Origin of the sequence: Nonomuraea sp. NPDC050310 (genome assembly GCF_040655795.1) — a bacterium.
In the GTDB taxonomy this organism is placed as follows: Bacteria; Actinomycetota; Actinomycetes; order Streptosporangiales; family Streptosporangiaceae; genus Nonomuraea.
In genome coordinates, this window is the sequence record NZ_JBFAKP010000021.1 from 31,767 (window position 1) to 56,491 (window position 24,725).

The 24,725-nt window shown below is 68.7% G+C and carries 17 protein-coding genes and 1 pseudogene; 14 read left to right on the forward strand and 4 right to left on the reverse strand.

The window, feature by feature from the left end; genetic code table 11:
• Nucleotides 1–11: 11 nt before the first annotated feature.
• Entirely contained in the window at nt 12–3,056 is a 3,045-nt protein-coding gene (locus AB0I67_RS34140; RefSeq protein ID WP_357932235.1) for a S8 family serine peptidase, read from the reverse strand.
• 899 nt (nt 3,057–3,955) lie between these two features.
• Complete coding sequence (locus AB0I67_RS34145; RefSeq protein WP_357932237.1) at nt 3,956–4,675, reverse strand: DinB family protein; 720 nt, start codon at nt 4,673–4,675, stop codon at nt 3,956–3,958.
• A gap of 246 nt (nt 4,676–4,921) precedes the next feature.
• On the opposite strand from AB0I67_RS34145, the gene AB0I67_RS34150 reads away from it, so the two are divergent.
• The 12 genes from AB0I67_RS34150 to AB0I67_RS34205 all read left to right on the forward strand — a co-directional run bounded on the left by AB0I67_RS34150 (nt 4,922) and on the right by AB0I67_RS34205 (nt 21,486).
• Nucleotides 4,922–5,353, forward strand: coding sequence for an MmcQ/YjbR family DNA-binding protein (locus AB0I67_RS34150; protein ID WP_357932240.1), 432 nt, complete (start codon nt 4,922–4,924; stop codon nt 5,351–5,353).
• A gap of 1,276 nt (nt 5,354–6,629) precedes the next feature.
• Nucleotides 6,630–6,941 (forward strand): hypothetical protein, encoded by a 312-nt coding sequence (locus AB0I67_RS34155; RefSeq protein ID WP_357932242.1) that lies wholly within the window; start codon nt 6,630–6,632, stop codon nt 6,939–6,941.
• Nucleotides 6,942–7,326: 385 nt separating this feature from the next.
• Complete coding sequence (locus AB0I67_RS34160; protein ID WP_357932244.1) at nt 7,327–7,917, forward strand: sigma-70 family RNA polymerase sigma factor; 591 nt, start codon at nt 7,327–7,329, stop codon at nt 7,915–7,917.
• Nucleotides 7,914–8,450, forward strand: coding sequence for a hypothetical protein (locus AB0I67_RS34165; RefSeq protein WP_357932247.1), 537 nt, complete (start codon nt 7,914–7,916; stop codon nt 8,448–8,450). Before AB0I67_RS34160 ends, AB0I67_RS34165 begins: the two co-directional genes overlap by 4 nt.
• Nucleotides 8,451–9,334: 884 nt before the next feature.
• A complete protein-coding gene (locus tag AB0I67_RS34170) occupies nt 9,335–9,754 on the forward strand; it encodes a hypothetical protein (protein ID WP_357932250.1) in 420 nt (139 codons plus the stop codon).
• A gap of 11 nt (nt 9,755–9,765) precedes the next feature.
• The gene (locus AB0I67_RS34175) at nt 9,766–11,508 is read left to right on the forward strand and encodes an Hsp70 family protein (RefSeq protein ID WP_357932253.1); all 1,743 of its coding nucleotides are present in this window, start codon (nt 9,766–9,768) and stop codon (nt 11,506–11,508) included.
• Nucleotides 11,495–12,976, forward strand: a complete 1,482-nt coding sequence (locus AB0I67_RS34180; protein WP_357932255.1) for a hypothetical protein — start codon at nt 11,495–11,497, stop codon at nt 12,974–12,976. Before AB0I67_RS34175 ends, AB0I67_RS34180 begins: the two co-directional genes overlap by 14 nt.
• Nucleotides 12,973–14,511: a hypothetical protein gene (locus AB0I67_RS34185; RefSeq protein WP_357932257.1), complete on the forward strand. Its 1,539-nt coding sequence runs from the start codon at nt 12,973–12,975 to the stop codon at nt 14,509–14,511. The genes AB0I67_RS34180 and AB0I67_RS34185 overlap by 4 nt, the downstream gene beginning before the upstream one ends.
• Nucleotides 14,508–14,747, forward strand: a complete 240-nt coding sequence (locus AB0I67_RS34190) for a hypothetical protein (RefSeq protein ID WP_357932260.1) — start codon at nt 14,508–14,510, stop codon at nt 14,745–14,747. The genes AB0I67_RS34185 and AB0I67_RS34190 overlap by 4 nt, the downstream gene beginning before the upstream one ends.
• Nucleotides 14,748–14,756: 9 nt before the next feature.
• Nucleotides 14,757–16,286 carry a tetratricopeptide repeat protein gene (locus AB0I67_RS34195; RefSeq protein ID WP_357932263.1) on the forward strand — a complete coding sequence of 510 codons (1,530 nt, stop codon included), beginning with the start codon at nt 14,757–14,759 and terminating at the stop codon, nt 16,284–16,286.
• Nucleotides 16,283–17,950 (forward strand): toll/interleukin-1 receptor domain-containing protein, encoded by a 1,668-nt coding sequence (locus tag AB0I67_RS34200; RefSeq protein WP_357932265.1) that lies wholly within the window; start codon nt 16,283–16,285, stop codon nt 17,948–17,950. The genes AB0I67_RS34195 and AB0I67_RS34200 overlap by 4 nt, the downstream gene beginning before the upstream one ends.
• Entirely contained in the window at nt 17,947–21,486 is a 3,540-nt protein-coding gene (locus AB0I67_RS34205) for a hypothetical protein (protein WP_357932268.1), read from the forward strand. Before AB0I67_RS34200 ends, AB0I67_RS34205 begins: the two co-directional genes overlap by 4 nt.
• A 406-nt stretch (nt 21,487–21,892) precedes the next feature.
• Here the strand turns inward: AB0I67_RS34205 and AB0I67_RS34210 are convergent, their stop codons facing one another.
• A complete protein-coding gene (locus tag AB0I67_RS34210; protein ID WP_357932271.1) occupies nt 21,893–22,225 on the reverse strand; it encodes a hypothetical protein in 333 nt (110 codons plus the stop codon).
• 375 nt (nt 22,226–22,600) lie between these two features.
• On the opposite strand from AB0I67_RS34210, the pseudogene AB0I67_RS34215 reads away from it, so the two are divergent.
• Nucleotides 22,601–22,705, forward strand: a pseudogene (locus AB0I67_RS34215) (IS5/IS1182 family transposase); the annotation flags it as partial.
• 38 nt (nt 22,706–22,743) lie between these two features.
• Here the strand turns inward: AB0I67_RS34215 and AB0I67_RS34220 are convergent.
• Entirely contained in the window at nt 22,744–23,754 is a 1,011-nt protein-coding gene (locus tag AB0I67_RS34220) for a helix-turn-helix domain-containing protein (protein ID WP_357932274.1), read from the reverse strand.
• Between the two features lie 120 nt (nt 23,755–23,874).
• Between AB0I67_RS34220 and AB0I67_RS34225 the strand changes: the two genes are divergently transcribed.
• Nucleotides 23,875–24,717: an alpha/beta hydrolase gene (locus tag AB0I67_RS34225; RefSeq protein WP_357932277.1), complete on the forward strand. Its 843-nt coding sequence runs from the start codon at nt 23,875–23,877 to the stop codon at nt 24,715–24,717.
• The last annotated feature ends 8 nt before the right edge of the window (nt 24,718–24,725 follow it).

Here is a 24,725-nt window from a genome sequence, read left to right on the forward strand (position 1 = left end):
CCCCGCCTGGCTCAGCCGACGGCGTACGCGCGGGTCACGGTCTGGATGACGCGGTTGCCCGCCTTGTCGGTGACCGTCGCGCGCAGCGAGACATGACCCGGCGCGGTCGGATTGGCCAGCTGCGTAGTCCAGCCCGTTCTGGTCGCCTGGACGTGCACCGGCCGCCACGTCCGCCCGTCGTCGGCGGACGACTCCAACTTGATCGAGGTGACGGCCGCCCGGCGGGCGCCGGGAGCCCGCTCGACCCGGATCGGCACCGTGGTCCGTGATCCGGGCTCGGCGTGGTTGGCGTCGTCGAGGCCTTGGGGTGCGTAGCGCACGGCCATCAGCGGCAGGGATTCCGGCTTCGCCGTACGGGAGGAGCGGAAGGTCCAGACGGCATCGACGCCCGTGGACAGCCCTGCTTCCGGTCGCCGGGAGGAAGCGGTCAGCGTGTAGGCCGTGTTCGCCTCGGGCAACGTGGCGGTGAGCGAACACCGCTCGCTCTGGCAGCCGTTGATGTCGGTGGTGGCGATCTCGTTTCCGTTCATGGCGAGGGTGAGGGTGCCGGTCGCGGTTTCGTCCATGCCGGTACGGCCGGTGCCCGCGCTGGTGTACAGCCCGTGGGCGGGGAAGTCCAAGGTGTCACCGGTACGGCTGCCGCCGGAGACGGCGAACGAAGGACCGATCACCGCGGCGTTCCAGACCTGGGTGAAGCCCTTGTCGCGCACCGGGCCAGTGCCGAGCTCGACCAGGCCACCCGTGCTGAATTCGTCGCTCCACGCAAGCCCAGGGGTGAGATACCGCGTCAGGCTGCTCGGCAGGGGGATGCCCGAAGTGCGCATCATCCCGGAGAGGTCGGTGCCGGGCAGTACCGCCCCCGAGTACAGCGTGCCGGTGGCGCCGGGGACGGATGAGCGGTAGGTCTCGGTCGCCTTGACCATGTCCCTGGTGCGCGCGGCGTAGCCGGGGTTGTCGGGGAAGCCGCCCGCCCGATGGTCCACGAGGTCGTAGCGGTACGGGGTGGGCGTCGTGTCCTTCTTGGTCCAGACGGTCTGGGCCTGGTAGACGAAGCCCGGTTGCCGCATCGGAACGACGTGCAGGCCACCGGAGTAGTTGGCGGATATCTGGGTCCACCATGGACCGTTGACCATGGCCAGATCGAACCCCCGGCCGGGGACGGCGGTGGGGTCGTCGACCGTGAACGCGGCCTGCCTGGCCTTGCGGCCGTCGACCGTCAGCGGCACGTCGGCATCGTTGATCTCGAACGGCTGGTGCGCGATCGTCAGGCTCGAGTCCTTGCGCTCGTAGATGTCGGTGTAGAGATTCCAGCGCCCCTTCGGCAGTCTGATCCTGGCCACGTTGCCGTGGAAGACGAGGTCGCGCGCGGTGCCGGTCGCCTGGTCGTAGACGAAACTCCGTACGGCGTCGGCGGCGGACCCGTCCCTGGCCAGGACGGTCACCGTGGCGTCATAGGACTCCGGTTCCACGTAGGCCCCGGCCGGTGTGCGGACCACCGTGTCACCGGCCGTGGCGGTGATGACGCTCGGATAGTCACCGGGGCTCTTGCCCTCGGCGTCGATCGTCACCGTGACCGACGCCTGCCCACCCGAGGGCACCTCCAGCCGCTGCGGCGACAGGGTGAGCACCTCCGAGTCTGTCGCGAGGTCCAGAGTGACGGGCGTGGCTCCGGTGTTGGTGTAAGTGATCTTTCCGGTGGCGCGCCGTTCGCCAGGGTGCTGCCAGGGGAACGCGGCCCACACGCCGGTGGGGGCGGCGATCAGCGCTTGGCTTAGCGCGCGGGGTACGTCCACCCTGCCAGTGCCCTGCTGGTACGGCGTGGCGGCGCCGGTCGGCCTGGCACTGCCGACGAGCGCGGCCTTGAGTTGCTGCCCGCTCCAGGCGGGGTGGCGCTGGGCGAGGATGGCAGCCGCTCCCGCCACGTGCGGACTGGCCATCGACGTGCCGCTCATCGCCACATGGGTTCCGTCGGCGGTGCCCGACGCGGCGGCGGCGACGATCTCCAGGCCGGGGGCGGTGACGTCCGGCTTGACCGCGTGATCGCCGGCTCTGGGCCCCGTGCTGGAGAACGGGGTCACCTGGTCGGAGCGGTCCACCGCGCCGACGGTCAGCGCGGCGTCCGCGCTGCCGGGAGTGTTCACCGTACCCGTGCCTGACTCGCCGTCGTTGCCGGCGGCCACCACGAACAGGGTGCCCGTCTGCTGCGACAGGGTGTTCACCGCCTGCTCGACCGGGTCGAGGCCGGGTTCGTCGGGGCTGCCGAAACTCATATTGACGATCTTGGCCTTGACCTCGGTGGCCGCCCACTCCATCCCGGCCAGGATCGCGGAGTCGGTGGGCCCGGCGACTCCACCCACCTTGCCGAAGGCGATGCGGGCGCCCGGTGCCACGCCGCGATGCTTCTCCCCGGCACCCGCGACGATCGAGGAGACGTGCGTGCCGTGCCCGAGGCGATCGACGATGTCAGGCTCGTCGGAGAAGTTCCGTGACTGGGTGACCACGTCCTTCAGATCGGGATGCGCGGGGTCATATCCGCTGTCGAGCACGGCGACGGTGACGCCCTGCCCGGTGAAGCCCTGCTGCCACGCCTCGGTGGCGCCGATCTGCCTGGTGCTGCGGTCCAGAAAGTACGAACGCCGGCCATCCAACCAGATCCTGCTCTTGCCCGCCGCGAGCGTGGACACCCCGCCGAGCAGGCTCCGCCACGCCTCTCCTGCGCTCTTCTTGGCCACCCGCTGTGACGTCATGCCCAGACTGGTCAGCCGCCGTGTCGTCGCGGTGCCCTTCAGTGCGGGGGCGGCACCCTCCCTCGACTGGGTGATCAACGGGATGTCGGCCGTGTCCGCATCGCCGTAGCGCCATTCGAGCAGCTGGGTGACATCGAACAGCCGCTCGTCCAGCACCCCCTGGGCGACCAGGGACGCGGCGTCTGAGGGGACGACGTACAGGTGCCCGTTGCGGTAGCTGGAGGAGAAGTGCACCTCCCGGTCCCCGCCCGGCTCGACCCGGAACCTCTTGCCCGCGACCACGACCCGGTCGCCGGTCAGGAGCGTCACACTGCCCGCCGTACCGGAGCCCGGTTGGCCGGAACCCCCGTTCTCGGCTGTGACGGCTCCCGGTGTCGCAGCCACCCCCAGCGTCGCCGCCAGGACCGCTGCCGCCAGTCCCTTGCTCAACGTCATTGACCCTCACAAGACTAGAAATGGATCACTTTCCTCCCCTGTTCGCCGAAGGTCGTACTCTTCTTCCATGACCGCCGGCCCGGCAGTTGACCTGGACCGCACGTGAAGTTCTAGCGTGGACGGCACTACAGCCAGCACATCCACGGAGCCACCATGCGGATCAGCACCATCCTGCCCGTGGCACCGACCGGTGCCCCGACCTCGCCATGGGTGATCGGCTAACCTCGCAATCCAGAGCCCGGCGACCGTGGAATCCACGCCGACCTGCCAGCCGATCAGGCCCGCAGCATCGGCCAGCGCCTGCAACCGAGTCAGGATGTGCTGCCAGACCCCAGCCCGCTGCCAGCGGCGAAACAGGCTGTAGACCGCCCGCCAGGAGCCGTAGCACTCTGGCCTGCCAGTAGGGGTCCTGGTAAGAATCGCGCCGCACGCCCCAAAGCGACGGTGCGGAGCCGGGAGCTCCCGGACGACTTGACATGAATGCTGCTAGCGAGCCACGACCTGCGGAAATGCCGGGTCCAGCGTTATCGAGCACTGCCGCGCCTGACTCATCCTCGAACGTCCGGACCGAAACCCGTCCTCGGAGGGTGGCGCAGTCGCGCACCGTGACCTGCGATGATGCCGCTCGTTTGGGCCGTGTGGCGCGATTCTTACCGGCGGGCCTTCAAGGGCGGCGCACCTCTCCGAGCTCGCCGCCCTCCCGGCGGGCCGCCCGCACCTGGCTCAGGCCCGCCGGATGCTCGAGAAAGTGCCGCGTGAGTCTGTAGCCGGTCCTACTCAGCGTCCTGTGCCTCGATCAGGTCGAGATCGCGGACGCAGAAGCCGTGGTGCTCGAAGGTCTCGTTGAGCACCGTGCCGAGGCACCGCCGCACCGAGCGGCCCCGGGCGTATGGCGGCCAGACATCGTCGTCGGGCACCGGCGCTCGCCCGGCGAGCTGCTCAGCGGTGACCTTGTCGAGCCAGGCCTCGAGCTCGGCGGCCTGTGCGTCACGCACGCTCACGATCTCGTCTAGGGACGGATCGAGCGAGAGGTCAAGCCCGTGCGCTCCACGGTAGGGCTCGACGGTCGTCCCGATGCCCATCGGCGTGAACAGCTCCGTCGAGCCCAGGCAGCAGCGGCGGAACCACGAGTCGTGGACGAAGACCAGGTGGCGCATCGTCTGCACGGCCGACCACTCGCCGTTCACGCTGCGGCGCTCGATGCCGGGCGTACGACGGATTCGCTCGATCGTGGCGGCCCAGCCGGCATGGAGCTGACGCGCTGCCTCGCGCAGCTCGGCAGGGTCCTCGGAACGGATCAGCAGCCGCACCGGATTACGCCGGTCGAGCTCTGCCTCGACGTACTCGGTGACCTCGACCCCGTTCACCACAAGATTGGTGATAAGCCCGTCGATCACGGCGTCCTGCATGACGACGCCGATCAGGCGTGCCCCGGTCAGATCGCACTCGCGGAACTCTGCACCGTGCAGGTCCTCGTCGACATATCGTTTCATGCTCCGCACGCTAGAGCCGAGTACTGACAAACTGGCCTCCCTGACCACGCGACCTCCATCCCATGGTGCGGTCGGCTCTCCCCAACATTGATCATGGTTCCAGCCCTCAAGTGCGGTCACTTCCCACGAACGAAACCACCCGCGCCCGACCAATGGTCAGGACAGGGCTTCCGGTGCGATGGCGACGTGGTTCAGACTCTTGGCGGGCATCATGCACGAGAGCACCGACAATTTTCGGAGACGCCGATGCCGGACAGCCCCAACGTGCCGGACGACGTCCTCGACCGCCTCCGCGCGCTGTGCCTCGCACTCCCCGGCGTCTACGAGGAACAGGCCTGGGTCGGCACCCGTTGGCTGGTCCGCAAGAAGACCTTCGCCCACGTCCTCGGCATCAGCGACGAGTACCCGCCCGCCTACACCCGCGACGCGCCGTTCGTCGGGGATGCCACCGTCCTGACCTTCCGCGCCGACGGTGCCGAGCTCGCCGTGCTCGTCGGCACCGGCCACCCGTTCTACAAACTGAGGTGGCACCCGCAGGGCGTGGGCATGGTGATCGAACCGGACGCGGACTGGGACGAGCTCGCCGAGCTGCTCATCGAGAGCTACTGCCTGCGGGCGCCGAAGAAGCTGGCGGCACAGGTCCCCCGGCCGGGTCTCGCAGCCGGCGGACCTGGCTGAACCACAGGCGTCAGCGAGCTCGTAGTGAGGGACGTGTCGACGTACTTCCTCGAATGCGTGCTGGGTACGGCAAGACGCACAACTCTTTCCGCGCTACCGCGAAGTCGGTGGATCAGGGTGTCAACACGGGCGCGCCTGCGTAGGAAGGGGCGACTACGCGATCCACACCGACGGGTTGACATCAGTGGCTGGACCTCTGCACCCAGCACCCAGCACCGAGCCCCGTCACGGAGCCGACACAGGCAGACCTGGCCCTCAGCGCTGCTACTTCTCACCGACATTTCTCGACAGCATCGGCCCTCAGCGCTGTCCAAACTGACCCGCAAACGCTGTTGCCAGTCACCGACGAAATCACAGGGGTGACGCCGAACACCGCGGCGGCCGCGACCAGGCCGCCGGCACGCGAGCTCGGCGCCGCGGTATAGGAGCTGACCAGCGAGAACGCTTGCTGACCTCACCAGCCCGCCCGAGGCCTCAAAGCAAGTCTGTGCAGAGTCTGCCGAAGGGCTCTATTGTCTCGGCGCACGCCCACATACGCCTGCCTCTGCGCACCTCGGAAAGGGTTTGAGCGGCGGTTCTTCCTGGCTCGACCCAGGCAGGCAGGCCCCGCTCACCAGTGTGAGGCCATGCGAGGTGCACCTCGGTGCCCACGGGAACGCCGAACACCCATCCGGTGTAGACGTCTGAGCCCTCCGGCAGCTTGAGCAGGCAGAGCCAGCCCGTCAGATAGCGCGACCACCTGACGGTTTCCCAGCCCCGGAGATGGCACTCGACCGGCGACACCCGGGCATGGGAGGCAGACGCTTGGGCGGCGGGTACGGCAGCCGCTGTGCAGGACAAGATGCTTGCGGCGATGGTGGCGGTGATGAGTCGTCGGCGGATGTTCATGAGTGGCTCCTTCTTCGTAGTGCACCGGTTGCTGCATCCGGTGTCACGACCTCCACGCATCAGCAAAGCTGTGCGGCAGAGGTGTCCAACAGAGCTGCGGACGGACTCGGACGGACCCGGACGGAGGAGTGTCAATATGCGGCGGCACCGGTCAGCGGCCGGACCGCGACACGCTGACCAGGGACGACACCGAACACCGCGGCGGCTGCGACCAGGCCGCCGGCACGCGAGCTCAGCGCTGCGGTGTAGGAGCCCAGCCCGGGCTGGGGATCTCGTCAGGACGGGTCTGGCGGGCGTTGATGAGGTCGCCGCCTGCCTATGGCCGGTCGACTGCCAGACCTGCAACCGGCCACTCGGCACCGAGGCGCCGTCGCTGGTGGTCAACGACATGATCCTGTTCGCGGTGGCCAGCCTGCATCACCCGCGCTGCCGGGCCTCGGAATGGCGTGAGCAAGGCCACCACGCCATCAGCGGCGACTTCGTGTCTTGGCGCGCCCGAGCCATGATCGTGCCTCTGATGCATGGCGACGAGCCTGCCCCGCGGCCGATGCTGCTGGTCAACCCCGGCCTGGAGTCGATTTTTCTGAGGCCGGACGAGCAGGGTGGCTGGCAGGTCACGGTAGGAGACGTGTTCCACGCGGCCGGTCTGAGGCCCCCGGGCTCGGCCGATCAGCACAGGTTGCCCATTGGGGTGGCGTAAGCGGCGAATACCCCGATCCGGCAGGAAACGATCTTCCCGGCGCCACCGCACCTCGCCGAACGCGCGAACTCCTCCAGGCCGGGCATGGATCCTCGCTCCGTCCTCGAGGCCGTCATGGGTCATCATCGGGCTGATGACGAGCTCGGCGGGGCACGTGAGGCCGCCTGCCCAAGGGTGCTCCTCCGCGATGGCCGTCGCGCCTGCTGGCCCGTGCATGAGCGCCACGTACCAAGCCGATCGTTAATCCAGCCACTCCAGGGATGAAACAACCCCTCCCAAGGCGCAAGAACCTCACCCGTCCCGCCAACAGCCGTTCCCGATCATGGAGAGCTGCGGCCACTTTGTAGCGAGGCCCGCCGGGCCGTAGAAGGAGCAGCAGCACCCGATGAGCGAAGGGCCAGCCGACCCCCGAAGGCGGCATACGACGACCGCGGCCAGCACGCACGAGTCCGTGCGTTCGGCCTTCATCTCTTTCATGGAGAGCGAGCACGCCCGCCTGATCAGGTTCCTGATGTGCACCGGTGCGTCCATGGAGGACAGCAAGGACGCCGTCCAGGATGCGTTTCTCGACACATGGAAGTTGCTGATCACGCAACCGGCCGCCTGGGTCGCGATCGAGGATCCGCGACTGTGGATCCGCCAGGTGGCGCGCCGGGCGCTCGCACGGCCGCGCGGTCAGCGGCGGACCCAGGCGCCAACTGTGCCAATCATGACCGGATTGCCCGGCCATGACCCGGTGGTCGAGGACGGGACCGAGCAGGTGGTGGTGACGTCTGATCTGTGCGCCGCCCTGCGGAGGCTGCCGCCGGACCAGCGACTGGCGATGGCCTACTACCTGGAGGATCTGACGCACCCGGTCATCGCCGAGCAACTGGGCATCACCGAGCAGCAGTCGCGCGACCTGATCAAACGAGCCCGTACGGCGCTGCGTGTCGCCCTGAGTGCCTACCACGGCGAGAGCGGGGATCAACTGTGACGGACGACGAGTTCGACCAGATGCTGAAGAACTCGGGAAGGGCGCTTGAGCAAGAGATCGGCGCATGCACCGACACGGGACCGGCGCTGGAACGCCTGCTGGACGTCGTGCCCGATCCGATCGGCCTGTCCCTGACCCATGCCCGGCTGGCGGACGTCACGGACGATCTGCGTTATGCCGATTTTCTCGCCAACGCGCTTACTGGGGCCTTCCCAGCCTCGGAGAAGATACGAGACACGGTCACGGCCGTCGCGAAGGCTCTGGACCTGGCATCATCCGAAGAGACCAAGTCGATGCCTGAGCTGGTGCTTCTGGTCGCGATCGCGGTCGGGCGGACCTTCAAGACCGTCACCTCACTGGCCGACGACCGCGATGCCGTGATCGCCCGGCTGCTGCTGAACGTGCTCGCCCGAGCCCTGGCGAAGGCCGGCGACCTGTCGGTCGACCTGGCGGAAGCCGTACCGAGCCCCGATCAAGCCGACTTCACGGACCCCGGAGGGGCGTACTGGCTGTTCGGGTTGCACCGTCTGTAGGGCGGCCGGGAGGAGAAGCCGGTCGCCAGGCCGGTCGTGTCGGCGAATATTCACGGTGGTGGTCCGCTCGGAGTGCGTGGGTTGGTCCTGTGCGGCTCAATATCGGTGGATCTTGCACCCCATGATGGCGATGCCAAGTATGAGGAAGGCGGCACAGGCGGCGGCGACAGTGGGGTTGTTCGGCGTGGACAGATTTCTCCGAGGTGAGCGGACGGCCGTAGCCGTCGTCTTCACTGGGCGGCGCTGACAGGTACGGCACGGGCCGGACAAGTTCGCAGGCGAGGTGAGCACAACGACACCCCTCTCGCACGAGCAGCCTCGCAGATCAGGAGAAGCCGGGCGGCGAGGTCCACGCAGGGAGGCTGGGTTCTGACGTCGACGAGGTGGGCCGTGAACCTCTGGTTGAACACATAGGCCCTGAGCGTTGTGAGTTGCGCTCACTTATCCATAGGTTTCAGCCACGCGCGCCCTACCGCACCCCAGCCGACCTATGACTCCTGCCTGTCGGCCACGCTGCTGCCTTGCGGCTCAGATGCGACAGTCAAATTCGCCCGAATGGGTGACGGGTTTTCGGGCGGTCGTCGCAGCAGTTTTCGGCTCGTGTGCTGCAAGGACCATTTGGGAAATTGCAAGATCATTTGATCGTGCAGACGTATGGACAGAGGCCCTGGAGCAGGGCGAGCGTGGCTGGATGGGTGGCCAAAATCCTCAAATGGCGCACCAACCGCTTTATTGGCAGACATCGGTCTATATCTGGACGTTGCACCAGCGCAAAATATCGTTTGATGGCGACCAAATGAGCTAGAAGACACATTTGGTTGCCCTGCCGGAAGGTGCTCTTCATAATGGGTGACGCTCAACCCCACAAGCTCCGGGGGAGGCCGTTGCGCTTGTTTTCCACGCCTTTCGTCCTGCCTACCAGAACCGACTACTCCTTTCTGGATCTCGGCCCGGAGGCCACTGCCGACGAGATCCGGGACGCCTCGAGCAGGCTCGACCAAAGACTGCGGCGGGAGAAGGCCTCCGAAGAGGAACTCGCCCGCGCCCACGCGATCCGCCTGGAGAGTGGTGACGACCGGGACGAGTACGACGCCGCTCACCCGCCACTCTCCCTGCTCAAACTGCTCCCCACCTGGGATCCCATCTTCGACGACCACTCTGCCGCGATCTTCGTGCTCCGCCGTTCGATCGAGGATCACCTCACCGGCCGCAACGAGGCGGTCTACCGGCCGTCCGACCTGACTCGCACGGACTTCACAGCCGACCACGCCCCCAATCCGCTGCTCGACGGAGAAATCCGCTGACGGGAGACGCCATGCCGGGCTCGCTCCACCGTGTAATCGGAATCGACTTGGGAACCACCTACTCGGCCGTCGCGTCCTATGACCCCGACGAGTACTTCCCTGAAATCATCGCCGACCCGGGCGTGGCCGGCGGAGCGGGCTTCGCCACCCCGTCCGTCGTCCGATACGTCCCCGACACTGGCCTGGCCATCGTCGGCCACAACGCCAAGAATGCGATCACGGGCTCTGCCGACGACGCCCAGACGATCATCGAGATCAAGCGAGAGATGGGATCGACCTTCACCGAACGCTCCCTCGCCCAGTTCGGCGCGGCCAAGCGCTTCAAGGTCGACGACCCCGTCCGGGTTCCGATGGGGAAGGAGTGGCTGCGCCCGCAGGAAGTCAGCGCGCTCATCCTGATGAAGATGAAGCTGATCGCGGAAGCCGAGCTCGGGGGGACCATCAACGACGCGGTGGTGACCGTACCCGCTTACTTCACCGAGCGGCAGAAGAAGGCGACGGAGGAGGCGGCACTGCTCGCGGGCCTCTACCCGCGGCAGCTGATTCCCGAGCCGACCGCGGCGGCCATCGCTTACGGCGTGGATCGCGCCGACACCGAACAGCAGATCTATCTCGTCTTCGACCTCGGGGGTGGCACCTTCGACGTGTCGATCATCGAGACCCGCGAGAACGCCATCGACGTCCTCGCGACGGCGGGCGACCAGCGCCTGGGCGGTGGTGACTTCGACGACGCCCTGGTGGAGATGCTGCTCGGCGGCAAGACCGGCCTGTCCGAGGACGACCGGCTCAAGACCAAGATGGCCGCGGAGACGGCGAAACGCGCTCTGTCCCTCGACACCTCCACCACTGTGGAGTTGCCCGGCGGCGAGACGCGGGAGCTGACGCGCGCCGAGTTCGAGAAGGTCATCGAACCGGTCCTGGACCGGTCGCTCCTCCAGGTCGAGGAGGCGCTGCGGTTCGCCTCCGACAGCAAGGGCGTCGGCCGGGAGCAGATCGATGCGATTTTGCTGGTTGGAGGCTCGACCCGGATCCCGCGGGTCAAGCAGATGCTGCTCGACCACTTCGAGAAGGGCGACGACTTCGTCCGTAGCGACGCCGACCCCGACACCCTCGTCGCCCGCGGCGCGGCGATCGTCGCACATGGCTTCGCGCCGTCAGAGAGCTTCGACCTGAGCGCGCGCCCGCCGTCGAGCCTGGTCAACGACGATCTCGACGACGAGCTGAGCGTCAGCCTCATCACCGAGCACACGCTGGGCCTCGCGGTCCAGGGCGACCGCTCCGATCCGTTGATCCAGCGCGGTACGCGAATCCCGGCGAGCCAGCAAAAGATCTACACCAACCCCGATCACGCCCAGCAGATCAGCGTCGTCGTCTACCAGGGCGAAGGTACCTACACCTACGAGAACACCCTGGTGGGAACGATCTATCTCGATGACGTCGAGCCGCGCCCGGAGGGCTACCACCGCTTCGAGGTCGAGTACACGCTCACCATCAACGGCCTGCTCGAGGTACGGGTGAAGCACCTCAACACCAACCGGGAGTTCGAGGCCCAGTTCGAGCGGAGCACCGAGATCGGCCGGCACGACGAGCTGGCGGAGCGGGCCGAACTGCTCCGCGGACTGTTCTCGGCGGAGGTCCAGGAGCAGGCGGCTCCGCCCGTCGAGATCAAGCCCCAGTCGACGCAGTTCGACGAGCTGACCATCCCGCCGCCGTTCACGGCGGGAGAGGGCGGCGCTTCGCATGACGGCCGCTGAGACCGACGAACCGGTCCCCCTCGGCCAGGCGATGTGGGGGCGGCTCCTCAGTGCTCCGTACCGCCGTAGGTGTGACCGTCTGATCCCGGCCGAGCATCTCACCGGCGACCACCGGGCGGCGCTCGCCGCCCGGCGGGAGCGGGCCCGGTTCCCCGGGATTGCGCCGCTGTTGGCTGCCGAAGGCACCGAGGTGGTACGGGACGACGACGGCCGCTTCAACGACATCGTCAGGTACGAGGTGTCCATCGACGGGACGCTGGGCCAGGCCATCGACGGCGCACGTCCGGCCGACCGGTTGGCCGCCGTCGCGATGGCGCTGCGCGCCCTGCCCGGTTGGTGGCAGCGGGTCGAGGGGATGCTGCCCGGAGAGGCCGACATCGTCTTCTCGCACGGGAACGTGTTCCTTCTGGAGTTGCCCGCGTGGGGGGCACCGCCACTCGCCGCGTTGATGGAGGTGCGCGAACGGATCCCCTACCTCGCGCCCGAGATCGTTCGTGGCGACGGCGGCCCGGACCGGGCATCGGACCTGTACGCACTGGTCGTCATGGCGTTGCGGTGCTTCGTCGAGCTGCCCAGTGCGGAGCCGGGCCGGATGCTGCACTGGGCGGCCTCGGGGAGTCTCGACGAGTTGCCGAGCCGGCTGCCGCTGTGGGCCAGGGACGTGTCGGCGGTCAGAGACACCCTCTCCTACCTGCGGGGCGTGCTCGCCCTGGGGCGGGAGGAGCGGGCCGTCCTCGATCCGGCCGAGGTCGCCGACCGGCTCGACCGGTGCCGCGAGGCGATGAACCCGCTGGTCGCCGTCCGGCAGATCAGGGAGACGGGTAACCCGGAGGGTGCGCTGCACCTGGCGTACACGATCCGGCTGACCGAACCGTCCTACGAACTGCTGGTGCTGGCGGGAGAGCTGGCCTACCGGCACCTGCACACGCCCCAGCCGATGGAGGCGTGGGACCTGCTCGAGCAGGCCGTCCAGCTGGAGCCGGGGCGCAGGGAGGCGTATCTGGCGCAGTTCGACCTGGTCAACCGGTTCGCCCGGCGGCTCGCCAAACAGCTCTCGGAGGCGATCGATCCATCGTTCGCGGAGCGGATGGACGCCACGATCCTCCGGGCGTTCGAGCACCTGCCACCGGAGGGCAAGGACGAACGCACGCACGAGCTGGTCGTCTATCTGTTGTCGCGGGGCAGGGCGAACCTGGCCAACGAGGTCATCTACGGACGGCTCATGCGCGACGACCGGCTCCACTGGTGGCTGTTTGACCTGATGGTCGACTATGCGCGGTCGTTCATGGCCCTCGGCCGCCACAGGGACGCCGCCCAGATCGCCGAGACGGCCCGGCTCGGCCTGATCAAAGTCCGGGAGAACCGCTCGATGAGCGATGAGAAGATCCACGGGTACGGCCGGAAACTCTCCGAACTCCAGCGCGATCTTCATGATCACCGGCAGGCCCGGGCGGAGGACGACGCGTGAGCGCCCAGACGGTGACGATCGTGATCCTCGCGACGGTGATTGTCGCGGGTGCCTACTACTTCTTGGTCGCGCTGCCGGGCCGGTGGCGCCGGCCGCTGGAGTCGGCGACAGGGTTGCTGTACAGCGGTGAGCGCGCCGACTTCGAGACCGCCGACCGGCTCGTGGGCGAGGCGTTGAACGCCGGCCCGAGGGGCCGCGCGCTCGCCGACGCGCGGTTCGTCCAGGCGCTGGTCCGGGCAAGGCTCGGCGAGTATGAGCCCGAGCAGTACGCGGCCGCGTCGACGGCGGTCGCGGCGCTGGTCGAGTCGTCGGGCTACACCGAGGAGACCGCCTTTCTCGACCTGTGGCTGCGCTCCAAGCAGGAGCAGCACGCGAAGGTCTGCGACCTGTTCGAGAAGCAGGAACGGCTGCTGCGGCACCGCCAGGACGCCCGGGTCATCGCCTCGGTCTCGTTCCTGCGGCAGGGCGTCGCGAGCTGGCGGCGTCGCGAGCCGCAGGGCGCCCTCCACTACTTCGGGAAGGTCCGGGAACTGGGCGAGCTCGCGAACGAGGTGCCTGAGCACGTGAACGACCTGGAGCTGGTCGAAGGCATCCAGGCCGTGTTCGACGAACGACCTGCGGATGCCGAGCGGTGCTTCACCAACGCCCGGGACCGATCGGAGCGCGAGGGGGCATCGAGCGCGCAGGCCGAACTGGGCCTGCTGGTCTGCCGCTGGAGAGCGGGCGACAGAGAGGGCGTCGACGCACGGCTCGGCCACGTACTGAACGCGCTGGACGCGGACCGCGCCGACGACCAGGCCCTGACGAAGCTGTTCGCGCACACGGCGCTGTTCCACGCGGTCACCCTGCTGTACGAGCTGCGCCGGCCGGAGCGGGAGGGCACCGGGGTCGAACCGTCGCTGGCGGACCTCCTCGACAGCCGCGCCCGGCAGGCCACCATGGCCGATCCTGATTACGGTGACGCGTTCCTCGTCGCCGGTGTCTTCCGGTACTTCGTTCATGGGGCCGACCCCGAGCAGCGGGAGAGGGCGGTCAGCCTGCTGGAACAGGGGTTGGAGACCGGGCGGCCGATCCTGCTGCGGGAGGTACGAGAGATCGTCGAGTTCGAGCGGGCGCTCGGCTCGGAGGAGACGGGCCTGGCCCGCTACCTGCAGCTGATCTCCGAGCTGGTCGCCGACCCCGGCCTGGACGAGGCCCGCAGGGCGGAGCTGCGGGCGCTGGAAGCCGATCCTCGGCTGTCGCCGTACCTCCTCGCCGAGCAGGTTGACATGGACCGCCCGGTGATGGCCGAGCCCACGCTGCGGGCTCTGCGGGAACGGCGCGACCTGACCAGGACTCGGATGCGCGGGATCGTCGGGCCGAAGTACCGCAACAACCCAGAACAGCCCGGGATGGACGGGCTGAAGGAGCAGATCGAGCAGGTCGAGGAGGCGGCGCGTCACTTTGAAGGCGCCGTCGAAAGCCTGCAGGAGGCCGAACAGGGACTGATGCTCCACGCTGCGGAGTACCTGCTGAGAGAGGAGGGGCCCGCGTGAACCCGATTCCGCTGAGACGACGCGTCCGGCCTGACCGGGCGCTGCTGATCGAGGGCCTCGAACGCGTCGAGTACGTGGAGGACGCCGAGGACCGGCGGCTGTTCGAGCAGGCGGACTTCGGCCGGGTGCTGCCGCTGCTGCTCAGGCTTGACCAGGAAGCGCTGTACGGCCTCTGCAGGGACACCGCGCGGCACCTGCTGGGACGTGACCCCGACCAGGCCGACCTTCCATTCTGAGGAGTCCCCGTGCCCGAACCGCAGAACCTGGTGCCGTTCAGCCATGGACACACGCTGCGCACGCCCCGGCTGGCGCCGCCCGCGCGCGCCGCCGAGGTTGACCTGACCGAGGAGCTGAACCGGATCCGCCGCGAGCTGCACGACGCGGGCAAGGATGAGATCCCCGTGCTGCGCGAGCTGGGCGAGGGGGATGTCCCGCTCACCCTGGAGTACTCCTCGTACGAGGACGGCCTGATCGAGGATGCCAAGGCCAATCTGGCGGCGGGGAACGTCGAGCTGGCGCGTGCTCAGGTCGACGAGGTGCTGGAGCTGGTGCCGGGGCACCACGAGGCCCGCCATCTGCTGATCCATTGCCTGATGCGGCAGGGGGACGCGTTGGGCGCGTTGGAGGAGCTGGAGTCACTCCGCCTCGACAGCCCCGAGCCGGAGCTGGCGGAACAGCTCGTCGAGCTGCGGGGGGCGCTGCGACGGCGGCTGACGGCGGAACTGCTCGCCGAGCCGGACGAGCGGCGGCTGGTGACGTTCCTCTCGTACGTCCCGGAGGAGGGCGCGTGTTGGCTGGAACTGGCGGTGCACAGGGCGCTCGCCGGTGAGCTGCGGGCGGCGCTGGAGGCCGCGGAGACGGGGGCGCGGGCCGCCGACGACCGGGAGCACCGGTGGTCGCTGACGAATCTGGCCTGGCAGGTCAGGATGGCGATGCTGCGGGAGATGATGCCCCAGCTGATGCCCTTGCTCCACGCTCGGGAGTTCGACCGGGCGCTGCGCGCGCTGGCGGGGTTGGGCCCGGACTGGAACGCGTTCGAACCCGTCCAGGACCTGGCCGCGCACATCGTACGGCTCGGCCGTGGAGAGGTGTCGCCGCCTCCGCTGTCTAGCGAGCGCACCGATGTCCTCTACTTGCTGCTCGCCGACGACGATCTCGCGCAGGCCTACAAGCGCTTCGAGGAGGATCGGTGGCTGGAGGCGCTGACGATCGTGGAGCGGACGATCCTGCTCGTCCCGGCCGATCCGCAGACCAACCTCATGCTCGGGTTCTGCCTGGTGCTGACGGAGGGCGATCTCGACCGGGCCGAGCGCGCCGCCAGGACGGCGGCCGGCGCGGAGTCGCCCCAGCCCGCGCAGGCCCTCTTGGCGATGATCACGATGGCGCGGCTTTCGCGGGAGAACAAACGGATCTTCGACGGCATCGGCGACGCGCTGACCTGTCCGATCTCGCGGCTGAACGCGGCGGCCGAGCAGATGCGCGCGCTGGAGGACCGGGCCGGCCGGTTGATCCGCGAGGTCCCGCGCGAGGACCGTGCGCCTGTGGAGGAGCTACGGACGGCGCTACGGGAGAACGCCGTCCAGTTGGAGCTGGCGGCCCTGTCGCGGCTGCTCCAAGAGTTGACGGCAGGCGGTCGGCCTCGGGGGCGTAGGCGGGACTTCGACGAGGTCATCCGGACCTGCTCCCGGCTGAGCAGGGAGACCGCGAACCGGGATGTGAGGCAGACCCTGGGCCAGATCGATCAGGTCGCGAGAAGGTTCAGGGAGCACGCGTGATCGGTTGGGACGTGTTCATCAGCCATGCGGGGGCCGACTCCATCGCCGCTGGGCGGCTGCGCGACGAGCTCCTCACCTGCAGCACGCTGGACGGGCGCAGGCCGACGGTGTTCCTCGACACGTCCCCGGACGGCGTCCTGCCCGGCGAGAACTGGGTCACCAAGCTCGAGGAGGTACTGCGCAGCACCCGGTTCTTCGTGCCGCTCTACTCCGAGTCGTACTTCGAGCGGCAGATGTGTGAATGGGAACTCCAGTCGGCGTTCACGCTGACTCATAGCGGCCAGATCAAGATTGTCCCAGTGCTGATCAACAGCAGCGCGATTCCGTCGGTGCCGATGTCGGTCTCCAGGATCCAGTGGCAGGACGCCCGCGACCCCATCTGGTTCGACCGCGTCCGAGATGCGCTCGATCTCCTGCCCGGGCGCCCGTTCGTGCGGCTGCGCTTCGCGAGTGCGGAGCCGCCGGCGCAGACGGTCAACCTCACCCTGCCGGAGATCCTCGTCGAGGTGATGGGCGAGAACATCCCGGAGGTGGAGGTCGTCGCCGAGACCCCGAGCGGCAGGACACGGCTCGTGGGGACCACGGTGCGGCCGGTGCGCGGCCGGCGAGCGTCCTTTCCCGATCTGTCGTTCCCTGACGTTCACGAGCGCGTCCAGATCGTCGCACAAGCCCCGGGGTGCGAGAGCACGACCAGCGACTGGTTCCGCGTCGACCCCGTCAAGGGGCTGCCGAAGAAGGCGGAGAAACTGCCGACTCTGGCAATGGCGGGCAGGCCGTTCTTCCTGCCGGATGGGGAGCGGGTTGCCGTGGTCGGCCCCGCGGGGTCGGCCCTGTTCGAGCCCGATGGGTCCCTGATCGTCGGCATGGGCCACGCGGCCGACCTTCCGAAGGTCTCAGCGGTGGGCGACGGTCGGTTCGCGACGGTCGCCTGGTCGGGCCAGGTGGTCATGCTGACGGCCGAGGGCAGGTCGGTGGAGCTGAGGCTGCCTGGGCGCGGCACGCTGAACATCCCGTGCGCCGCCGAGTTCGACGGCCCTGACCTGATCGTCGGCATGTGGAACGGGACGATCTGGAAGATCCCCGGTGACGGCGGGGACCCGATGGCTATTGCGCACCGGCCGGAGGGCGCTCAGGGGTTCACCTGGTCGCACGGTTCGCTGTTGATCGTCGGGATGGACGGGACGGTCCGGCTGGCGGGCTCGGAGGAGCTGGAGCGCCGCTTCGAGCGGGTGGTTCTCGGATTCGGCACGCTGCAGAACGGCCATCTGCTGGCGGTGGGGGAGAAGCGGCTGCACCGGCTGAACCCGCTCACCCGGACGACCGTCGAGCTGAAGCCGCTGCGAGGCGCGCACGTGGACCACCGTTTCACCTCCGATGGCGTGGCCGTCCTGGATGAGTACGGCTCAGGGGTGCTGGTGAGCTCGGAGCTGTCCGTACGGCGGGGCTTCCAGGCAGCGGCGGGCGCTCGATTCCTCGGATCGGACCACGACGGCGAGGTGATGGTCTTCACCTACCCTGGCGGCTCCTCGGCGTTGATGGTGTCCGGCCGGGTGGTCTTCATGTCGGCGGACTCGCCCATGGCGGTCTCCCCTGACGGTTCGAAGATCGCCCTCGCGGACGACGCCGGAGTCCGGATCATTCCCAGAGAGGGGCTCGGCCGGTGACCGAGAACGATCCGAGCAGGCTGAGGTTCATGGCGGAACACCTGTGGGAGCTCCGCTCGGGAGGGGAATCCCTCACTCCCATGCAGTACGAGGCCCTGGTCGAGGCGATGTTCCGGATCGCGGTGCACCCTTCGACACCGGTTCGCGCGGCGATCGATCTGCTGTTCCGCTGCCAGTCCCTGGATCCCGGCAACCCGAAGTTCCCCTACCACCTCGGGTTGATCGAGTTACGGCACGGACGGCTGATGGAGGCGAGCGAGTTCCTCCTCCTCGCGGCGGAGCGATCACCGACGAGTCACCGGATCTGGGCACACGTCGCCTACGCACAGCGCCGTCTCCACGAGGAGCACGTGGGACGTCCGGGGTACGCGGGCGCGTTCCGCAAGCGGGCCGAAGCGATCTACGCGGCGATCATGGAGGGGGCCGACGTCCCGGACCCGGGGCCCGATCCCGGTGGCCCGGAGCCGGTCCCGCATGTGCGGACCGCGGTCCCCCGGATTTCCGGTGCGGGGGAGTGCCGGTGGAGCGGCGTGTACGACCTCGACTTCGAGGATCGGTTACAGGCCACCCCCAATGAGCGGTCCAGGGATCGGTTGGCCGGGTCGCTGGAGGAGGTCGTCCGACGGTCCCTGGGACGCCCGGACGGGGCGGCGCGCGCTGCGGTTCTCGGCGTGGCCTGGCTGCTGCGTGGCTACCCGCCCGAGACGCTGCGGCGCGTGGTGGAACCGCTGCGGTTGCCGAGCGCGGCGTTCCAGTTGCTGAGCGATGTCATCGACGTGTACGGGCTGCCCGAGGCCGAGATCCCCGAGAGGCTGGCGTGTCTGCTGAAGGCAGGACGACTGCCAGGGCTTCTGGCAACGCTGCTGTACCGGCATCTCCTCCTGCGCAGTCCGCTGGAGTTCCCCGATCTGAACACTCACCGCGTGGCCAGGGAACTTCTCGCGGCGGCGCGCGATCCACATCCGGCCGAGGCCGCACAGTGCGTGTCCGGACTGCTGGCCGCAGTGCGTGCCCTGGCGCCTGCGCCGGTGCGCGCGATGCCCGAGGACACGCCGAAAGGTGAGACGGGGACGGCCGCAGAGCGCCTGATCGCCCTCGAGGACGAGCTGCGGCGATTCTGGAAGCTCCACGGCGAGCTCCTGGCGCTGGCGAAAGAGGTGGCGAAGTCCTCGAACCCGAAAGACAGCCAGGAGCGCGCCCGGCTCGCCGGTGACGTCGCCGCGCTGACCAGCGCAGTCGACCTGCTTGCGGACGGAGCGGTACGGATGATGGCCGAGACGGACGAGCTGGAGAAGGCCGACCGTGGCGACCTGTCGCCGGAGGAGTTCCGGGAGCGGCGCGCCGCCCTCAAGAGCAGCCTGCAGAGTCCCGACAAGAACAAGCCGAACGCCCAGTTGAAGCGGGCCAGGGGCAGGCTGGACAAGACGTCGACGCTGGCCGGGGGCGAGCCGACGCCGACCGACGAGACGCGCAAGCTGCTGACGGCGGTGCGGGAGTGCTTCGCGGAGCCGCCTTCGGCGAAGAGCCCGGAACCGGTTGAGCGGGTCGTCGCCGTGGATTCCGGCCTCCCGCCGCGCGAGCAGGTCGCGGCCGCGCTGGCGCTGGCTGACGAGGTGATGGCGGAGGTGTTCACCCGGGCGCGCGCCGCCGTCGGCGATGCGGTGGAACTGGAGCCCCTGCGTCGCTACATCGCGGGTCGCGAGGCCGAGACGCTGCACCGGACCGGCCAGCGGGTGCAGGCACGGCGGGCCTGGAGCGTTATGCTCCGCCGCCGGCCGTTCGACCAGGCCGTTCTGCACGATCTGGCGGTGGCGCAGACCGTCGGTGGTGATCCGGCGTCCGCAGCTGCGGCGTGGGGCGCGTGCTTGGAGGCGCTCTACCTGAAGGCGCTCATCGCCGATGATCCACGTGAGCATGCGCGGGAGCGCGCTGAGATCCACGCGACGCTGGCGGGGGCGTTCGGCACGGCGTCGCTGCTGGCCTCCCGCGACACCGGCGAGGAGGGCTACAGGGAGATCACGACAGCGCTCTCCGGGACGGGCCGGGTCGGCGCCCACAACGCGCATCTGCGTCTGGAACTGCTCAACCGGCGCCTGCTGGGTCGGGGCGACCGGTTGAGATTCGGGATCAGCCGCCCGGACGCCGACGGGGAGCTGCCGCAGGAGACGAAGGCCCGGTTGGAGGAGGAGATCCGGATCGCCTGTGCGTCCTTGCGTGGCGGGACGGGTGAGAGGTTCGCCGAGCTGTGCGTACGCTCCCTGTCGGAACCGTCGGTCCCGTTGAGCTCCCAGGCCAAGGAAGCGGAGGACGAGGCGCACGCCGGCATCGTCGAGTCGTTGTTCCGTAGCAAGCACAGGATTCGCAACGCCCTGGTGAGTGACCGCACCTGGTGCGTGTCGGTCTACTCAGGCGACGTCGTAGCCAGCCTGCGGGAGATCGACCGGATCGCGCTCGATCCTGACGACGCTGCGACGCTGGCGGTCGTGCAGCGCATCGACTCGGGGCGCGACCCGGCCGACAACGTCAAGGAGATCAACGATCTCGCCGAGCTCGCCACCAGAGTGGCGCTGTCGACGATGCGCACGGAGGCTCAGGAGGACGATCCGCTGTTCCCGCGCCGCTACCGGGGGACGGGGGAGTCCTGGGTCAGGGTCGGTCTGCCGGAGAAATACATCAAGGTCATGGACGACCCGGACATGGCGCACACGCCGGCGGTCGTTCAGGCATTCACGGCCGCGAACACCCACCGGCAGAACAGGGACGGCCCCGACGACCTCGACCGCCAGACCAGGACCCTCCTCGGCCACGCGATCACGGCACTCACCCGCTGGACCGCCCGGCTGGAGGGCGCCTCCGGCCCGCCCGTCATGAAGTCGACCCTGCTCAGCATGCTCGGCGACCACAAGGCGGCCTACGCGACCCTCGACACGGCGCGGGAACTCGCCTTCTCGCCCACAGGACGGACCAGGATCGCGCGCAGCCTCGTCGAGGTCGACCTCGACGCCAAAAACTTCGTCTCCGCGTGTGGCCGACTGCGCGACCTGCTCGCCGAGGCGGAGACCGAGGACCTGAAGCGCCTGCTGGCCGTCGCCTACAACTACTGGATCGGCGAGGGACCCCCGGGGCCCGACCCGGCGGACATCACCAGGGACTTCGGCTCCTGGACGGATCACAGATCGGTGCGGGACCGCCGCACTCTGGTCACCGCCGCCACGCTCAACCGGCTCGAGAACGCCGAGGGCATCATGATCGCCAACGCGATGGAGCGGCTGCTGGCGGCCGATCCGGACAACCGTGAGGCCGAGTTCCATTTGCTGGCCAGCGGCCGGGTCAAGCAACTGCAGGAAGCCCGCCTACGGGAACGTGACGCGGTAGGGCTGGAGCGCCGACGGCACTACGACGCGCGCCGCCTGATCATCGAGCAGTGCACGGCAGGTTGTACGGCCTATCTGGCCAAGGAGGACGATCCTGAGGACCCCGGCGCCGCCCGGCGCAGAAGGGCCCTGACGGACTTGCTCACCAAACTGCGCAGATAGCCCCGGAACGGCTTCGCGTGGGCCGCTGACCTTGCTGCCTGCTCAGGTGGGCAGGCTCTGGGTGACGGCGTATCCGGCAGCGCGCTCAAGCTGGTATTTCGTCGAGTCGACCAGGCAGCTCCGCGGTATTCGTCGATTGCCCGCCGACTACTGCGGAAGGAGACGGAGTGCCGAACGTGACCAGGTGGTGAGTGCGCAGGACGGATGGTGAGAACCGTGCCTGCGCCGCCAGGGCCGCCTGGTCGGCCAGTCCGGTCTCGGCCGGAATACGGCTCTCTTGAAGCGGTCCAGGTTGCTCGCTGAGCCAGACTCTCGGGCTGGCGACGCCACGTCGCCATGGGTGTCCCAGCGGCCACTGAAACAACAGTGCGCGCACTGGAGGGGTGGCAGCTACGAAGACAACCGATCATTGACAGTTGGCCGGATCCTGGCCTTGGCGGTCGAACTCTTCCCGCGTGATCGCAGCGTCGTCCCACGCGGGCGGTGACCGTCTCTCGTTGTACCGCTGGACCAGCACCCATCCCGGCTTGAGCTTTGCCACGCTCTCGGCGGAGAAGCTGACATGGTTGGTGTTGACTTGGGTGGTGCCTCGCCCCTGGTAGCCGAACGCGTGATAAAGCACCCCCGGGTGCAGCACGAACGGTTTCGGCTCCACCGCCCAGCCATCATCTGGAGCGTCCAGGCGGACGGACGCGCTCTGCCCGCGCAGAGCCGGTGCGATGAAGTCCACGTCGTCCACGACTGTCGCTGCTGACGAAGGCCCGGGCATGGTGCTCCGCGAGCCCGCGGCGTCCTCGTGGTGGGAGATATCGACCCCTTCCGAAGCCGCGCCACCGCACCATGCCAGGACGATGATCGGATGCCCGTGGACCGTGATCAGATTGCTTCGCAACCGTAGCAAGGGCTGGCCGGCAATTGGGGGCCACCTTGGATGTCGCCGGAACGGACGACTACGCACCTGGCCGTGAGTCTGGCGACCGGCGACGCGAACACGTGCTCTGATCTCTCGATGTAGCCGCTGCCTTGTTGCCGAAGCGTCGGCGCCGTTTCCGTCATCCGAGGCACAGGCGGCTGGATGACCGGCTGGCGTTGCTGGGCGTCTTGTTCGTGCTGCCTGCACCAGGTCGTGCTCGATTGGCTGCGCGCAGCCGACGCGCTCGACTTCTCTCGGGTCGCGGTGGATTCCTCGCCGATCAGAGCCTTCCGAAGGGGGCAGAGATTGGTTCGTCTTCGGTCGGCCGAGGACGGACCGGCAGCTTACGCACCTGGGACAACTGTGGGTCCTGCTCGGGTGGACTTCGCGCGTACGGTGCGTGGTGAGGTGCCGTGCCAGCGCTGGGTGGCGCGGCGCAGGGACCGGGCGTCGCTGTAACCGACTCGGTCGGCGATGGCGTCGACGGTGAGGTCGGTGTTCTGCAGCAGGCGGACCGCTCTGCTCTGCCGTACTGTCTCGAGTTCGGTCCGCCAGGTGGTGCCTTGCTCGGTCAGGCGGCGCTGCAGTGTGCGGGGGCTGAGGGACAGGCGGGTGGCGACCGTACGCAAGGAGCAGTCGCCGTCGCGGAGCGCGGCGGTGACGGCGGCGCGGAATTTGTCGTGCCAGGTTGAGGCTGGGCGTACGGCACGCAGGACGAGGTTGGCGTGCTGACGTAGCACCGTGGCCAGGCCGGGTCTGACGTATGGCAGAGGCGTGGTGAGGTCGGCGGTGAGGAAGGTCAAGGTGTTGGATTCGGCGGCGAAGGCGAGGTTTCCGCTGCCGAACAGGTTGACGAGGTCGTCGTGATGCCGGGGGGCGGCATGGGTGAACCCGGCGTGCCGGGGTGTGACGGTTCTGGCGGCGGCGCGGCGTAGCTGTTCGAGGACTACGCCGAGGCCGAACTCGATCCGGGTGGCGGCCACTGCCGGAGGCAGGCGGGTGGTGGAGCTGTGGCGTACGGTGGTCAGCTCGCCGTTGTCGATCACCTCGATCGACTCGGTGGCCGGGTCGGCGAGGAGGGGGAGGTAGCGGGCGGCGTCTCGCAGGCCGTCCAGGAGGGTCTCGCCGCCGCTGAACAGTTGGCTCCACAGGCCGACGCCCTGGTCGGGCAGGGCGCGGACGAGTTGAGCGGCGGTGACACCGGTCAGTTCCTGCCAGAGCGAGTCGGTGAGGGACGCGGGCACTCGCACCAGGTCGTCGTGGAGTTCGCCGGCGAAGGGCGCCAGTGCGGCGTTCGCGCCTGCGGCGCCGGCCAGTAGCCGGGTTAGCTGGGTCGACACGGTGCCCTCGATCACAACGACGAGCTTATGTGGATGGCGCCTCTCGTCCGCTTTGTGGCGCGTTCGGGCCGCATCCTCCTGGCAAGGGCCCGCTAGCGTGGGTGGCAGCAGAATGCGTGGCGAAGGAGTTCGAGCGTGCGTGAGGTGAAGGCGGCCGACGGCCGTACCCTGGCCGTCGAGGAGTGGGGGGAGCCCGGCGGCAGGCCAGTCGTGTACACCCACGGCACGCCTATGAGCCGTCTGGCGCGCTACCCGCACCCTGAGCTGTTCACCGAGCTGGGCATTCGGCTGATCACCTATGACCGGCCCGGTTTCGGGCGGTCCACGCCGCACGGCGGACGCCGGGTGGTGGATGCCGCCGACGACATCCGCGCGATCGCCGACGCCCTCGGACTCGACCGCTTCCCCGTGTTCGGGGTCTCCGGAGGTGGTCCGCACGCGCTCGCCTTCGCCGCTCGCCATCCGGACCGCGTCACGCGCGCCGCGTCACTGGCGAGCTTGGCGCCGTGTGACGCGCAGGGGTTGGACTGGACGGGCGGCATGATGGAGAGCAACCGTCGCTCCTCCGAGGCTGCGCTGGTCGGCAGGGACGCTCTGGTCAAGCTGTTCGCCGAGGACGAGGAGAGCGACAGCCCCGCTGCGTTGCTGCCGCCCGCCGAGCAGGCGGTTCTGGCCCAGCCCGAGGTTCAGGCCATGCTCGGTGCGGCTTTCGCGGAAGCCGTACGGCCCGGCAAGGAGGGGTGGATCGATGATGAGTTCGCCCTGTACGGCCTGCCGTGGGGGTTCGATCCGGCGGTGATCGGTGTGCCGGTGCGGATCTGGCACGGGTCTTTGGACACGGTCGTCCCGGTGACGCACGGGCGGTGGCTGGCGGGCCGCATCCCGTCCGCGACGCTCATCGAGGCGGACAACGCGGGTCACGCCGGTCATTTCGCTGCCACGCCTGCCATGCTGCGGTGGCTCCTGGACGGCGTCTGAGGCGTCGG

Bases quoted from the DNA above. Each gene is read 5' to 3' on its own strand.
- AB0I67_RS34175 (WP_357932253.1), top strand. From the start codon at position 9,766: ATGCCGGGCTCGCTCCACCGTGTAATCGGAATCGACTTGGGAACCACC.
- AB0I67_RS34180 (WP_357932255.1), top strand. From the start codon at position 11,495: ATGACGGCCGCTGAGACCGACGAACCGGTCCCCCTCGGCCAGGCGATG.
- AB0I67_RS34160 (WP_357932244.1), top strand. From the start codon at position 7,327: ATGAGCGAAGGGCCAGCCGACCCCCGAAGGCGGCATACGACGACCGCG.
- AB0I67_RS34145 (WP_357932237.1), bottom strand. From the start codon at position 4,675: ATGAAACGATATGTCGACGAGGACCTGCACGGTGCAGAGTTCCGCGAG.
- AB0I67_RS34155 (WP_357932242.1), top strand. From the start codon at position 6,630: ATGATCCTGTTCGCGGTGGCCAGCCTGCATCACCCGCGCTGCCGGGCC.
- AB0I67_RS34150 (WP_357932240.1), top strand. From the start codon at position 4,922: ATGCCGGACAGCCCCAACGTGCCGGACGACGTCCTCGACCGCCTCCGC.